Source organism: Rhodococcus sp. I2R, assembly GCF_020889545.1.
In the GTDB taxonomy this organism is placed as follows: Bacteria; Actinomycetota; Actinomycetes; order Mycobacteriales; family Mycobacteriaceae; genus Rhodococcoides.
Genome location: NZ_JAHUTG010000009.1, coordinates 120589 through 133952, shown reverse-complemented (window position 1 = coordinate 133952; position 13364 = coordinate 120589). Strand labels below are relative to the sequence as shown.

At 66.0% G+C, this 13364-nt stretch carries 15 protein-coding genes; 9 read left to right on the top strand and 6 right to left on the bottom strand.

Features of this window, described 5'->3' with window-relative positions; genetic code table 11:
* Positions 1-108: 108 nt before the first annotated feature.
* The gene (locus KVY23_RS11665) at positions 109-1446 is read left to right on the top strand and encodes a hypothetical protein (protein WP_230556509.1); all 1338 of its coding nucleotides are present in this window, start codon (positions 109-111) and stop codon (positions 1444-1446) included.
* Positions 1447-1509: 63 nt separating this feature from the next.
* Positions 1510-1956 (top strand): flavodoxin domain-containing protein, encoded by a 447-nt coding sequence (locus KVY23_RS11660; RefSeq protein WP_230556508.1) that lies wholly within the window; start codon positions 1510-1512, stop codon positions 1954-1956.
* Here the strand turns inward: KVY23_RS11660 and KVY23_RS11655 are convergent.
* Genes KVY23_RS11655 through KVY23_RS11645 form a run of 3 tightly spaced genes read right to left on the bottom strand, consistent with a single transcriptional unit; the run spans position 1942 to position 4510 of the window.
* Positions 1942-2565: a nucleoside triphosphate pyrophosphatase gene (locus tag KVY23_RS11655; RefSeq protein WP_230556507.1), complete on the bottom strand. Its 624-nt coding sequence runs from the start codon at positions 2563-2565 to the stop codon at positions 1942-1944. The genes KVY23_RS11660 and KVY23_RS11655 overlap by 15 nt on opposite strands.
* Before the next feature lie 8 nt (positions 2566-2573).
* Positions 2574-2882: an acyl-CoA carboxylase subunit epsilon gene (locus KVY23_RS11650; protein ID WP_075839786.1), complete on the bottom strand. Its 309-nt coding sequence runs from the start codon at positions 2880-2882 to the stop codon at positions 2574-2576.
* A complete protein-coding gene (locus tag KVY23_RS11645) occupies positions 2879-4510 on the bottom strand; it encodes an acyl-CoA carboxylase subunit beta (RefSeq protein ID WP_206511284.1) in 1632 nt (543 codons plus the stop codon). Before KVY23_RS11645 ends, KVY23_RS11650 begins: the two co-directional genes overlap by 4 nt.
* A gap of 127 nt (positions 4511-4637) precedes the next feature.
* On the opposite strand from KVY23_RS11645, the gene KVY23_RS11640 reads away from it, so the two are divergent.
* From KVY23_RS11640 to KVY23_RS11625, 4 genes are read left to right on the top strand one after another with little or no spacing between them, the layout of a single operon-like run.
* A complete protein-coding gene (locus KVY23_RS11640) occupies positions 4638-5468 on the top strand; it encodes a biotin--[acetyl-CoA-carboxylase] ligase (RefSeq protein WP_230556506.1) in 831 nt (276 codons plus the stop codon).
* A gap of 5 nt (positions 5469-5473) precedes the next feature.
* Positions 5474-6067, top strand: a complete 594-nt coding sequence (locus tag KVY23_RS11635) for a PH domain-containing protein (RefSeq protein ID WP_230556505.1) — start codon at positions 5474-5476, stop codon at positions 6065-6067.
* Positions 6068-6106: 39 nt separating this feature from the next.
* Positions 6107-6787, top strand: a complete 681-nt coding sequence (locus tag KVY23_RS11630) for a response regulator transcription factor (RefSeq protein ID WP_075839788.1) — start codon at positions 6107-6109, stop codon at positions 6785-6787.
* 9 nt (positions 6788-6796) lie between these two features.
* Positions 6797-8134 (top strand): HAMP domain-containing sensor histidine kinase, encoded by a 1338-nt coding sequence (locus tag KVY23_RS11625; RefSeq protein ID WP_230556504.1) that lies wholly within the window; start codon positions 6797-6799, stop codon positions 8132-8134.
* Here the strand turns inward: KVY23_RS11625 and KVY23_RS11620 are convergent.
* On the bottom strand, positions 8131-8694 hold the full coding sequence (locus KVY23_RS11620) for a GtrA family protein (RefSeq protein ID WP_230556503.1): 564 nt from the start codon (positions 8692-8694) through the stop codon (positions 8131-8133). The two genes, KVY23_RS11625 and KVY23_RS11620, sit on opposite strands and share 4 nt — an antisense overlap.
* A gap of 107 nt (positions 8695-8801) precedes the next feature.
* Between KVY23_RS11620 and KVY23_RS11615 the strand changes: the two genes are divergently transcribed.
* The 3 genes from KVY23_RS11615 to KVY23_RS11605 are packed head-to-tail and all read left to right on the top strand — an operon-like array spanning position 8802 to position 10976.
* Positions 8802-10094 carry a 5-(carboxyamino)imidazole ribonucleotide synthase gene (locus KVY23_RS11615; protein ID WP_230556502.1) on the top strand — a complete coding sequence of 431 codons (1293 nt, stop codon included), beginning with the start codon at positions 8802-8804 and terminating at the stop codon, positions 10092-10094.
* Positions 10091-10600 (top strand): 5-(carboxyamino)imidazole ribonucleotide mutase, encoded by a 510-nt coding sequence (gene purE, locus KVY23_RS11610; protein ID WP_075839789.1) that lies wholly within the window; start codon positions 10091-10093, stop codon positions 10598-10600. Before KVY23_RS11615 ends, purE begins: the two co-directional genes overlap by 4 nt.
* Positions 10601-10604: 4 nt before the next feature.
* Positions 10605-10976, top strand: a complete 372-nt coding sequence (locus KVY23_RS11605) for a hypothetical protein (protein ID WP_075839790.1) — start codon at positions 10605-10607, stop codon at positions 10974-10976.
* Between the two features lie 4 nt (positions 10977-10980).
* Here KVY23_RS11605 and KVY23_RS11600 read toward each other — a convergent pair whose 3' ends face one another.
* Together KVY23_RS11600 and KVY23_RS11595 are read right to left on the bottom strand one after the other, a co-directional pair.
* Positions 10981-11697, bottom strand: a complete 717-nt coding sequence (locus KVY23_RS11600; protein WP_230556501.1) for a TIGR03089 family protein — start codon at positions 11695-11697, stop codon at positions 10981-10983.
* 48 nt (positions 11698-11745) lie between these two features.
* Complete coding sequence (locus tag KVY23_RS11595) at positions 11746-13206, bottom strand: LCP family protein (RefSeq protein WP_230556500.1); 1461 nt, start codon at positions 13204-13206, stop codon at positions 11746-11748.
* Between the last annotated feature and the right edge of the window lie 158 nt (positions 13207-13364).

The window sequence follows — 13364 nt, the reverse complement described above, 5'->3', positions numbered from 1 at the left end:
AACGTACCCCATGGTGGTTTCGGGCGCGTAAGACGAACAGCCGCAACGCACTTTGCGTTGCGTCACATGTCTGTGGTGCGTTGCACCCGACGCCGATACGCTTGTCGAGTGAGCCGACTGACGTACGACGACGACCTGTTTCTCCGTATGGAGTGTGTGCTGAACGTCCCGGTCGTCAACCAGATCGTCTGGCGATTCGACGACGCAGTTCCGCGCGAGGCCGCGAACGCCATGTGGCGCAACCTGTCAGAAGGGCCCCTCGGTAGAACAGTCGAGCGTGTCCGTGTGCCAGGGGCGCGCGACCGATGGACCCGTGCATCCCACACGCTGCCGCTCGACGTGACCGATGCGGGCATCCCGGCGTCGCAGTTGGGTCAGTGGATGCGCGAGCGCGCCGCGACTGCGCTGAACCCGATCGATGGGCCGGTGTGGCAACTGGCATACACCACGATCGAGGAGGGTGGCTCCGCGATGTCGCTGGTCGCATCCCACGTCGTTGGCGACGGCGGCGCACTCACATCGGCAGCGATCGCCGCGATCGAGGGTCCGGGTGATCCCGAGGATTTCTGCTCGGCTTGGGATCGACCGATCGAGGCGGACGTGCGGGATGCGGCCGGTCAGTTCGGGGCAGCGGCACGGGGAGCCGCGCGAGTACTCGCGCGGAGTGTCCGCGGCGCCCTGTCCGGCTCGCCTGGCTCCGCCCCGGTGAGCGCCGAGCCGTCCGCTAGCGGCGCGGTAGTCGGCCCGTTGGCGGTCGGAGATTTCACGCCCAGCACCGTTGTCGTGGACTGTCCGACCGAGGAATGGACCGCTGCCGCAGCTGCCGCCGGAGGCAGCGCGAACAGTCTTCTGGTCGCAGTCGCGCTCGGCATTCTCGCCGGAAGCGGGCGGGTCGAGGGCGCGGCTCCGATCAAGGTGTCCCTGCCGGTGAGCACACGAGTGCCCGGGGACATTCGTGCCAACGCGACATCGGGAGTGTCCATTCAGGTCGAAGGTCACCAGGGGTATCGCGCCGATCTGTCGCAGATCCGGTCGAAGAGCAAAGCCGCATTCACGGCGCTCGCCGACGTATCCGAACCCACCTCGTTCGAGTTGGCCAAGCCTCTGATGCAGATGCTGCCGGACGTCATCGTCGCGCAGGCGTCCAGATCGGCCACAGCTCCGTTGTGCCTGTGCTCCAACCTCGGAGACCGCGGCGCTCGCGCTCGATCGATCGGCGGCGTGCCTGCGCGGTCCGTGGCCATGCGTTCGATCACCCAGAACACCACCGCCGAACTGCTCCGGCGGACCAAAGGCGGTGTGAGCGTGTGGTGGAACATATCGGGCGAGACGGCAACACTGTGTGTCACCGGTCTGGACCCCGATCACTTCCCGACTGTGGAGCACCTACGTGCGTTGATCTCCGACGAGTACGACAAGTGGGAGCTGACTCCCACGTACTGGTGAGGATATGCTTGTCCACCGATTGAGCAGCGAAGTTCAGCAGGGCCGCAGAAGGGGGAAGAGGACATGTCAGTAGTCGTGTTGTTCGGTTCGGAGACCGGTACGGCCGAGGAGGTCGCGGACAAGATCGCCGAGGTACTGGTGGACCACGACGCCGAAGTACGCGACATGCTCGAGTACGAGGTATCGGACATCGACACCGACGACTTCCACGTCATCATTTGCTCCACCTACGGCGAGGGCGAACTACCCACAGGTGCCGAACCGTTCTACGAAGCGCTCGTCGAGGACGCCCCGGATCTCACAGGCCTTCGGTTCGCGCTGTTCGGGCTGGGCGATCGCATCTACGAAGCGACATTCAATCGCGGCGGGGAGATCATGGCGCAGAAGCTGATCGAGCTCGGCGCGCAGCAGGTGCACGAACATGCACGCCACGACGGGTCGTCCAACATCAAGCCCAAGGCACAGGCCGAGGAGTGGGCCCAGGAGTTGACCGGACTACTCGCCGGCTGAGGACCACAGCTCGGCCATGGTGACGCCCACCTCGGCGAGCAGGCGGCGAACAAGCGGTAGCCCGATCCCGATGACACTGGACGGATCACCCTCGATGCGGTCCACGAACCAGCCGCCGAGGCCGTCCAGTGTGAAGGCCCCGGCAACCTCGAATGGCTCACCCGAGGCCAGGTAGGCCTCGAGATCGGCGCGTCCGGGTTCGCCGAAATGGACCGTCGTCGTGCTGCATGCCGTCACGGCCGCGACCACCGAGCCCCCGTGCACGCGCACGACGGCATGACCGGTCAGTAGCTCGCCCCTGCGGCCGGCCATCGTCTCCCAGCGTCGGCGTGCGACATCCACGGTGTGAGGTTTGCCCTGGAGCTCGCCGGCAATGGCGAGCATCGAATCACAACCCACCACCACGGCGTCGTCGAATTCACCGGCAACGGCCAGCGCCTTCGCGCGCGCGAGCGTAGTGACCACCAGCTCGGAATCTGCTGCGGACCCGAGCTCGGCCGCCAACGCATCCTCGTCCACGCCGGACACCCGCACGAGAGGACTTATCCCCGCGTTGCGCAACACACCAAGACGAGCGGGCGATGCCGACGCGAGAACGAAGCTGAGCACCGACGGATTCAGTAGCGCTGAGACGCGGCGAACGAATACGGCGAGAACGGGACATACGTACGGTGCATCGACGCCGGCGCTCCCCACAGTTCCGGTGGCCGAGAATCCACCGGCGTAGGCGCGGACGCCGCCGATGTCAGGACCGTCACCAGCGCCGCGATGTCCTGGTCGGTGGGATTGCCCGCGAGGATGCGAATCGCACCCTGCACGTCCGCGCTCGCCGCAGCGTCGAGGCCTGCAGTGTCGGTGCCGACTGCTTCGAGGATCTCGGCTGCATCGTCGATCACCACTTCCCGAGGCATGGCGTCGGCACTCATAGCGGGATGTTTCCGTGCTTCTTCGGGGGCAGAGTGACCTGTTTGCGTTCGAGCAGTCGCAGGGCGGAGACGATCTGTCCGCGAGTATGGCTCGGTGGGATGACTGCGTCGAGGTAACCGCGTTCCGCGGCGACGTACGGGTTGACGAGGGTGTCCTCGTACTCCTGCTGCAGGGTCAAGCGCAGCGCGTCGACGTCCTCACCGTTCTTCGCGGCTTCGAGGAGCTTCTTGCGATAGACGAAGCCCACGGCGCCGGAGGCACCCATGACGGCGATCTGCGCGGTCGGCCAGGCCAGGTTGACGTCGGCGCCCATGTGCTTGGAGCCCATGACGTCGTAGGCGCCGCCGTACGCCTTGCGGGTGATGATGGTGATCTTGCCCACGGTGGCCTCGCCGTAGGCGTAGAGCAGCTTCGCCCCGCGGCGGATGATGCCGTTGAACTCCTGGCCGGTACCGGGCAGGAATCCGGGGACGTCGACGAGGGTGATGATCGGGACGTTGAAACAATCGCAGGTCCGCACGAAACGGGCGGCCTTCTCGGAGGCGTCGATGTCCAGTGTTCCCGCGAACTGCGTGGGCTGGTTGGCGACGATGCCGACACTGCGGCCGTCGATGCGTCCGAAGCCGACGATGATGTTGCGGGCGCGCCCTTCCTGAACCTCGAGGAATTCGTCGTCGTCGAGGATGCGGCGGATGACCTCGTGCATGTCGTACGGGGTGTTCGGTGAATCCGGGATCAGGGTGTCGAGCTCGAGGTCCTCGTCGGTGAGGTTGTCCTCGATGGCGCCGCTGATGGGATCCGAGGGGAGCATGCGGGGCGCTTCGGCGCGGTTGTTGCTCGGCAGGTAGCCGAGCAGGTCACGCACGTAATCGAGCGCGTCCTGTTCGCCCGAGGCGACGTAGTGCGCGACGCCGGACTTCTCCATGTGGGTGTGGGCGCCGCCGAGCTCTTCCATGGTGACGTTCTCGCCGGTGACGGTCTTGATCACGTCGGGGCCGGTGACGAACATCTGGCTGGTGCCGTCGACCATGACGACGAAGTCGGTCAGGGCGGGGGAGTAGACGTGTCCGCCGGCTGCGGGTCCCATGATCAGTGAGATCTGGGGGATGACGCCTGAGGCCTGAACGTTTCGGTGGAAGATCTCCCCGTACAAGCCGAGGGAGACGACGCCTTCCTGGATGCGGGCGCCGGCGCCCTCGTTGATGCCGATGAGTGGTCTGCCGGTCTTGATGGCAAGGTCCATGACCTTGACGATCTTCTCGCCGTAGATTTCACCGAGGGAGCCGCCGAAGACGGTGGCGTCCTGGGAGAACACGCAGACGTCGCGGCCGTCGACGGTGCCGTACCCGGTGACGACGCCGTCGCCGAAGGGCCGGTTTTCGGCCATGCCGAAGTTCTGGCTGCGATGCCGGGCGAGGGCATCCATCTCCACGAACGAGCCCTCGTCGAGCAGGGCGGTGATGCGCTCGCGGGCTGTGAGCTTGCCCTTGGCGTGCACCTTTTCGATCGCGGCCTCACCGGAAGGCGCCATCGCTGCTTCGCGGCGACTCCGCAGATTGGCGAGCTTGCCCGCGGTGGTGTGAATGTCGGGCGCCTCGGCAGCAGTCGAGTCCTGAACACTGGTCATGGGCAATCACTTTAACCACGGCTGTGATGCGGATCCCTACCCAGGTCCATCAACCGGAGAAGCCGAGCAATGCTACCGATCGGTAGCGAGATCACGCCAGACGTGCGGTGGCAATATGCTCGGGGCCATGTGGACCAATCTCGAACGCCCTCCGCTCGACATCGCGGCGCTGCGCCGCGCACTCGTCGAGGGCCCCCAGGCGTCCTGGTCGAGACTCGACGTGGTGGACCGAACCGGTTCGACAAACGCTGACCTCTTGTCCCGAGCCGACACCTTGGCCGACCGGACCGCACTCGTGGCCGAGCACCAGGACACGGGCCGCGGCAGGCATGCGCGGCCGTTCTCGGGGCCGCCCCGGTCGCAAGTGCTGGTGTCGGCGCTGGTGAAGTTCCCCGGCATCGACCCAGCCGTACTGGGGTGGATACCGCTGTTGACCGGGGTTGTCGTCGTCGATGCCCTGCGCACGGTCGCGTCCGTCGACGCTGCGCTCAAGTGGCCCAACGACGTTCTCATCGAGGGTCGGAAGGTTGCCGGAATTCTCGCCGAGGTCGCCGCACACGGCGGCACACCGTCGGTGGTGGTGGGCATCGGGTTGAACGTCTCGATGACCACCGAGGAGTTGCCCGTCCCGACAGCTACCTCGCTGATACTCGAAAATGCCGCCGTGTCCGATCGCGACACCCTCCTGCGTGCCATCCTCCGCGGTATCGGGGCAGAGGTGGATTCGTGGAGGAACTCGCAGTGGAGCACCGACAGCCTCGCGCACCGCTACCGAGAGCGCTGCGACACGGTCGGACGTCGCGTGCGTGTCGAACTGCCCGGTGATCGGCAGTTCTTCGGAAAAGCCACCGACGTCGACGCACACGGCAGAATCGTCGTCCGCATGGACGAGACCGACGAAACGGTGGCGGTGGCCGCGGGTGATGTCACCCATCTGCGCGCCGTCGATCAGGAGTGAGAGACATGGGCTACCCACAGGACGCGCTCGCAGACACCGAAGACCTGCTGCTCCATCACCATCCGCACTGGAAGATGCTGGTCCTGCCCGCTGTGACGTTCATCCTCGGCACAGCAGTCGCCGGATTCGCCGTAGGCGTGATCTCGGCTCGACTCGACGGCACCAGCGCCACCATCGCCCTGGTCGCCACCGTCGTGATCTGGGCGGCAATCGTCGGGTGGCGGTCTCTCGCGCCGCTGATCAGCTGGAAGTGCACTCACTTCATCGTGACCGACCGCCGAGTTCTGGTGCGCCAGGGCGTCATCACGCACTCCGGCATCGATATCCCCATGGGACGCATCAGCAACGTGCAGTTTCGCCACGGTCTGCTCGATCGCATACTCAGGACCGGAACCCTGATCATCGCCTCCGCATCGGACGACCCACTGGAATTCGACGACATTCCACATGTCCAGCGCGTGCACTCGTTGCTCTACCAGCAGGTGTTCGACTCACTCGATGTCAGGCGTGACCGGTACGACGATGCCAGCGGGGAGGTGTCGGCGCAGGACGTCGCCGATTCCGCTCGGCCCGGTTGGCGCGGCGGCAGACGCAGATGATGCAGCATTCTCACAGGTTGCGAACGTAGGCTGACCGTCGTGACCGACGTGCTCCTGGCCGAAGACGACGAAGCGATTGCCGCACCACTCTCGCGGGCCCTCGGGCGCGAGGGGTACACGGTGACCGTGGAGCAGACCGGCCCGGCCGCGCTGCAGCAGGCGCTGGAGGGCCACTTCGACCTCCTGATACTCGATCTCGGCCTCCCCGGCATGGACGGACTGGAAGTGTGCCGACAGGTGCGCGCCAACAGCTCCGAGCTCGCGGTCCTGATGCTCACCGCGAGAACCGACGAGGTCGACTTCGTCGTCGGCCTCGATGCCGGCGCCGACGACTATGTGGGCAAGCCCTTCCGGTTGGCCGAGCTGATGGCCAGGGTCAGGGCCCTGCTACGCAGGCGCGGACCCGGGGAGGACACCCCGGTCGAGGTCGGCGGTATCAGACTCGAACCGGCGGCGCGCAGAGTCCTGGTCAACGGCGCCGAGATCTCGTTGGCCAACAAGGAGTACGAACTGCTCAAGGTGCTGCTCGATCACGCCGGGCAGGTCGTGTCCCGAGAGACGATCCTGCGTGAAGTGTGGGGCGACGCCGAGCTCCGGGGATCGAAGACCCTCGACATGCACATGTCCTGGCTGCGTCGAAAGATCGGGGACGAGGGCTCGGTCTCGGAGCGCCGGATCGCCACGGTGCGTGGCGTCGGGTTCCGCATCAACAGCGACTAGGGCCGGGCGATGCGCCGACGCATACTCCAATCGATTCTGGCTGTGGTCATCCTCACCGCCCTGCTGCTCGGCCTACCTCTGATGTACACCGCGTGGCTGTGGGTCGAGGACTTCACTCGCGACGATCTGCAACGCAGACTCGACCGGATGGCCTCGGAGATCCTGTCTCAGGAGGGGGCTTCGGGCATGGTCGTGGGCGCACTCGACACGAGATCGCTGCGGCTCGCGATTCCGGAGGCGGGACGCCTCGTCGTCGTGTACCCGACCCCTGGGGACGCCGCGTCGCAGGTCGACATCGGAGAGGCGTTCGTGCCCGCTCCGCTCGTCGAATCGTTGTCGTTGGGGGCGTCGGGTTCGCTGCGCCTGGAGGTCCCGTCCGAGGACATGCGAACCCTGCAGCAACAAGCCGTCGGAGCCGTGGGACTGGTGGTGTTGGGATCAATTCTTGCCGGCACCGCCGTCGCCGTCCTCACGGCGAAGCGTCTGGCCGACCCGCTGCAGGACGTCGCCCGTCGCGCTGCGCGACTTGCCGAGGGGGATTTCCGTCCCGATCCCCGGCGCCACGGAATCGCCGAACTCGACCGGGTATCGGAAGTTCTCGATTCGGCGACGGTGGAAATTGCCGGTCGACTGCAGCACGAGCATGCGCTGGTCGCGGACGTCTCCCATCAACTGCGTAGCCGGTTGACCGCTGTGCGGCTCCGACTCGACGAATTGTCCACCCACCCCGACCCGGATGTCGTCGGTGAAGCGAACGAGGCGATGGCCCAGGTAGATCGATTGACCGTCGCGATCGACGAACTCGTCCGGGCTTCTCGCAGCGAGGGCACAGCAGGCACCGAGGAGATCGGCGTGCTGGACGAACTGTCGGGGGTGATCGCCGAGTGGAAACGTAACTTCGAGGAAGCATCACGCAGGCTAGAACTCGTCGGCGACTCCACTGTGACAGCCGCTGTGACCGGATCTCGCTTGCGCGAGGCGGTGGCGGTTCTGGTCGACAATGCGCTCTCGCACGGCGGCGGCACGTGCACGGTCTCGGTTCGTCTGGTCCCGGCGATGGACACCACGGCGCTCGACTCTTCAGAACGACGGCGCGAGCCCTTGGCGTGTATCGAGGTCACCGACGAGGGCGCCGGAGTCAGCGACGAGCTGGCACCGCACATCTTCGATCGCGGATTCTCCGGAGCGGGATCGACCGGCGTCGGTCTCGCCCTCGCGCGTGCGCTCGTCGAGGCCGACGGCGGACGGCTGGAACTTCAGCGCCGTCGCCCCGCCCGGTTCTCGGTGTTTCTGACTGTGTCTCGAACGACCAGCACGCCTGCCCCGCCGGTGCGCGAACCACGCTAGCTGTGGCCGAGCTGTTCCTCGGCGGCTTCCTCGGCGGTCGGCTCGTAGTCGATCGACCCGGCGGCGACGCCGCGACCGTTCTCGTCGGGAAACGCGAACTTGCGCAGCGCCCAGAAGCGGAAAGCCATCTGCATCAGATTGCCGATGATGTAGTTGAGCACGAAGTCCACGATCACCAGCATCGTCAGGCTGGCGTGACCTTCACGAATGTCGAAGACGTTGTTGGCGATGAACAGGGGTGCCGCAGCGATGAGCACGCCCACCCCACTGATGGTGAAGAACAGCAGAGCCTCATGGTGCCGCTCGCGTCCGCCGCGATTCTTGAAGGCCCACTCCCGATTGAGGATGTAGCTCAGAATCGTCGCCATCACACCCGAGATGATTTTTGCGATCGTGGGCTTCGGCTCGAGCACGGTCAAGCTGAGGGAGTAGAAGATCGCAAGATCGAAGATCATGGTGGTGCCACCGACGATCGCGAACTTGATCAACTCGCTATGGCGAATCGCCATTTCCCGAACAGGGCCGGGGAGGCGATGAAGCACTCTGTCGATCGTGGGCACAACGGAGGAGTCTACGAAACGTTGGTGTGATTTCACGAACCGGCGCGCGGATCATCAGAGTCTTCTCAGAGTAGGGAGGGGACTGGCGGACGTCGAACGGTCCTCACATGACACGATATGAAGCCGTGACTGCTCCACGTTCTGCCTCCGGCGCCGCCAATTCGCCGCGCCCCAGTACCCCCCGCGCGTCCGATGCCGGGATGCCCGTCGTAGCGATGATCGGCGGGGGCCAACTCGCGCGAATGACAAACCAGGCGGCGGTTGCTCTGGGACAGACGCTGCGGGTTCTCGCGGCCGGCGCCGACGAGCCTGCTGCGCAGGTCAGTGCAGACGTCGTTCTGGGGCACCACGACGATCTGGACGCACTTCGCACGGTGGCAACAGGCTCGAACGCGTTGACCTTCGACCACGAACACGTGCCGACCGAACACCTCGACGCCCTGGTAGCAGCAGGTGTCAATGTCCAGCCGCCGCCCACCGCGCTGATCTACGCCCAGGACAAGCTGCGTATGCGCCGCAAGCTCCAGGAACTCGGGGTTGCCATCCCGGCATTCGCCGAGGTGACCTGGGTGGGCGACGTCACCTCGTTCGGGGAGGAGCACGGTTGGCCGGTCGTCGTCAAAGCCATCCGCGGCGGCTACGACGGCCGTGGCGTCTGGATGCCTGCCGACGCCGACGAAGCGGAAGCCATCGTCACGCGGCAACTCGACCTCGGGGTTCGGCTGATGGTCGAGGAAAAGGTGGCGCTCCGACGGGAGTTGTCGGCGATGGTCGCCCGCTCACCCTTCGGCCAGGGTGCGGCCTGGCCGATCGTGGAGACGGTGCAGCGCAACGGTCAATGCGCCGTCGTTCTCGCCCCCGCTCCCGCTCTCGGTGAGGACACCGCGATCGAGGCCGAGCGCATGGCGCTCGGACTGGCGGCGGAGTTGGGTGTCGTGGGAGCGATGGCGGTGGAGCTGTTCGAGACCGTGGACGGCGCGATCGTCGTCAACGAACTGGCGATGCGCCCGCACAACTCGGGCCACTGGACCATGGACGGGTGCCGGACGTCGCAGTTCGAGCAGCACCTGCGCGCGGTGCTCGACTATCCACTCGGTGACACGTCGCCACTGGCCCCGATGACCGTGATGGCCAACATTCTCGGTGCCCCCGAGGCGCCCGCCATGAGCATGGACGAGCGCCTGCACCACCTGTTCGCGAGAATGCCCGATGTGAAAGTGCACCTGTACGGCAAGGGCGAGCGCAAGGACCGCAAGATCGGTCACGTCAACGTGGTGGGCGCAGCGGGTGGGCATCACGGTGATGCGACCTATGTGAGCGGGATCACAGAACGTGCCCAACGTGCGGCTCACTTCATGTCGCACGCCGAATGGACCGATGGATGGGACCCACACGCATGACCGAATTGCAGGGACCTCAGGTCGGGCTCATCATGGGCAGCGACTCCGACTGGCCGACGATGGAGGCCGCCGCCGAAGCGCTCGCGGAATTCGGCGTGCGCTTCGAAGTAGGTGTCGTCTCCGCGCACCGCACACCGCAGCGCATGCTCGACTACGCGCGCAGCGCCGCCGAGCGGGGACTGAGCGCGATCATCGCCGGCGCCGGTGGGGCAGCCCACCTGCCCGGCATGGTGGCGTCGGCGACACCGCTGCCGGTGATCGGCGTCCCCGTCCCGCTGAAGTATCTCGATGGAATGGACTCGTTGCTCTCGATCGTCCAGATGCCGGCCGGTGTCCCGGTTGCGACCGTGTCCATCGGTGGAGCCCGCAATGCCGGACTGCTCGCTGTCCGCATTCTCGGCGCTGCTGATCCGGTGCTGCGGGAGGCGATGGCCACCTACCAGGCAGGGTTGGAGGCCATGGTGGCCGAGAAGGACGCAGCCCTGCGGGCGAAGCTTCTCGGATAGCACCATGTCCACGCGCGCACAGATACGCGATGCCGCTCGAGGACGTTGTCAGTCGCGGGTGGTGACGTACATCGCGTTGGGCTACGCCAGGTGCTGGCGCGCTGAGATCGGCTACGACGAAGCTGCTCGCCTATTCGTTGCCGCTGGTATGCGAGGCGGATTCGGCCGCGGTGGCACCACGATCGGTGGTGTATATCTCACGCGGCGCAACACCTCGGTGGCGGTTCTCCGGCACGAGGCCGTCCATGCGGACCAGTGGGCTCGGTACGGACTGTCGTTCGCGGTGCGCTACCTGGTCGAGGAACTCCGAAATCCCGGCGCCGCCAATCGCTACGAGATCGAAGCGGGACTCGCAGACGGGGGATATGCGGGCTAGGTGGTCATTGCAGCGAGCTGAGGGTCTTGCTCACCTTTTCGGTTTCGCTGCGGCGATCCACCTTGCTCGCGTCGGGGCGATTCACCTGCACCAATGACGAACCTGAGACCAGAACGGACAACAGTCCGTCGATCAATTCATCGGCGTTCCCCCAGGCCAGCGTGGACAGGACGCGATCGCCTGCAGCGAGTGAGTGAGCCTCGGCGCGGGCGCGTGCAGCAGTGAGGACTTCCCCGACGGACCGGCCTTCCAGGGCACCCTGCTGCCCGGACGGAGTGAATTGATCACCATGCACTCTGACCGAGCTGGCGTAATCGGTGACCCCCACTGGCAAGTCCGGGACAGGCTTCCCGAACGCATCGAGCGAGAACGCCAGAATCTCGGGCACATCCCCGGCCTCGTCGATCCGATCACCGTGAACGAGGGCCAGCTCGGCGTCGGGATCGGCGGCGAGGGTGACGTCCGCACCTGCCCACCATGCGCCGAGAAGCGCCGCCGCAGTCTGCCAGTGCGCGGGTAGCAGCACCGATACTCGCGCGCCGGGTTCGAGGCCGAACTCGTCGCGCAGAAGATTCGCGGTCTTCGCGGCCCAGTTGGTCAGTGTCACCGCAGACACCTCGACCCGCTCGCCGGTGCTGTCGTCGTAGTACGTCACCCGCGGGCCCGCCGGATCGGTCGCGAGAATTGGATCGAGCAGTTCCTGCGTCAGGGTCGTAGCCACATGACGAACCCTATCCGAGCGCGCAAAGCGAATCAGTGGACTGGCGGTTCAGTTGACGCAGGCCGGCCCGACCGAACCTGCGTCGATTGCAGGTGCGGAAGGTTCGCTGCCGGACGCCGCGAGGTCGGGCGTGCCCGTCACGTCGTCCGCCGGAACCACCGCACCGTCGGCGCCGGGTCCTGAGTAGTCGGCGGTGAGAACGACTCGAATCGTGTCCTCTGACAGCGTGTCATCGGAGCTGACCTCGAGACCACCGAGCGCCGCCGCGACCGAGCGCGCCGCATCACTGTCCGGATCACCGGCCTGAACAGTGCTGCGCGTAACCGAGGTCCCCTCGTAGTTGCCGACAGTGCCGTCCGTGTAGCCCAGGGCGCCGAGCGAGGTTGCCACGCCGCTCGCGAGACCGTCGATACCGCTGTCGTTGGCGACGTCGACGGTCACCGACGATGGGTCGATTTCCGGGGCGTCGGTCGATTCCGGCGAGTCCTGCTCGTCGGCGGTGCCGTCCAGCAGTCCTTCGACGTAGGTCCGAACCGAGAGCGGGTCGACTTCGACGATCGATTCGCCGTAGTCGGTCACGCCGTTGATGTCCACCACGGGAATGGTTTCGAACTTCACCTGCCCGCCGGCGAGGTCCTGCAACCTGGTTGCGAATTGCAGTATGTCCCAATCGTCGTCCAGAACCACCGAACGCTGGACCGCAGCGCTCAACTGGTTCAGTTTGCCCGGATTGCTCAGCGTTTGCGCACTGAGCACACTGCGCACCAGCGATGCCATGAATACCTGCTGCCGCACGATTCGGTCGAGATCTCCGCGGGGTAGATCGTGGCGCTGTCGCACGAAACTGAGCGCATTCGAACCGGACAGTGTCTGTTCCCCGGCCGGGAAGTTGGCGCCGGACAGTGGCTCGTCGACCGGCGCGTTGAGGCACACGTCGACCCCACCCACCGCGTCGGTGAGCAGAACGAAACCGAACAACCCGACCTCGGCGTAGTGGTCGACGGTGATTCCGGTCAGGTCCGCGACCGACTCGATCAGAGCCTCGCGTCCCGCCTCCGTCGACGTGGAGTCGGCCTCGGCGTCGGTGACGCCCTGCTGGACCAACTCGAGCCGCCGGGTCTCCTTGGTGGCGCCGTAGGCCGCGTTGATCTTCGACATGCCGATAGCCGGGACCTCGACGTAGGAGTCGCGGGGAATCGAGATCGCGGTGGCCGACGACCCGTCGTTGGGAACTCGAATCAGGATGATGGTGTCGGTGTTCGACGCGACCTCGTCACCGGCCCGCAGCGAATCCAGCTCGGCCTGGGTCAGCGCGTTCCCGTGCGCATCGGTGCGGCTGTCGGTGCCGACGATCAGAATGTCGACGGCGCCGTCGGCGCCGTTGCCGAGACCCAGACCGCCGGCGGTGGCGATGTTCGAGCGCAGTGAGTCGACGCTCTGCCACGCCAGGCCTGTCACCAGCAGGATCAGAACGGACGCGGCAGCGATTGCTATCCGAGGGGCCCGCATACGCCTGAGGTCCTGGGTGGGCCGTTGTCGCGCCGGAGCAGGCCTTTCTCGGGCCGGATCGGTCCGACGCCGGGGAGCCTGCCTTTCGGGTCGCTGTGCACGCTCGGAATACGCGGGATCGGAATGTCGACGAGGCCGACTGTGACGGGAGCGGCTGC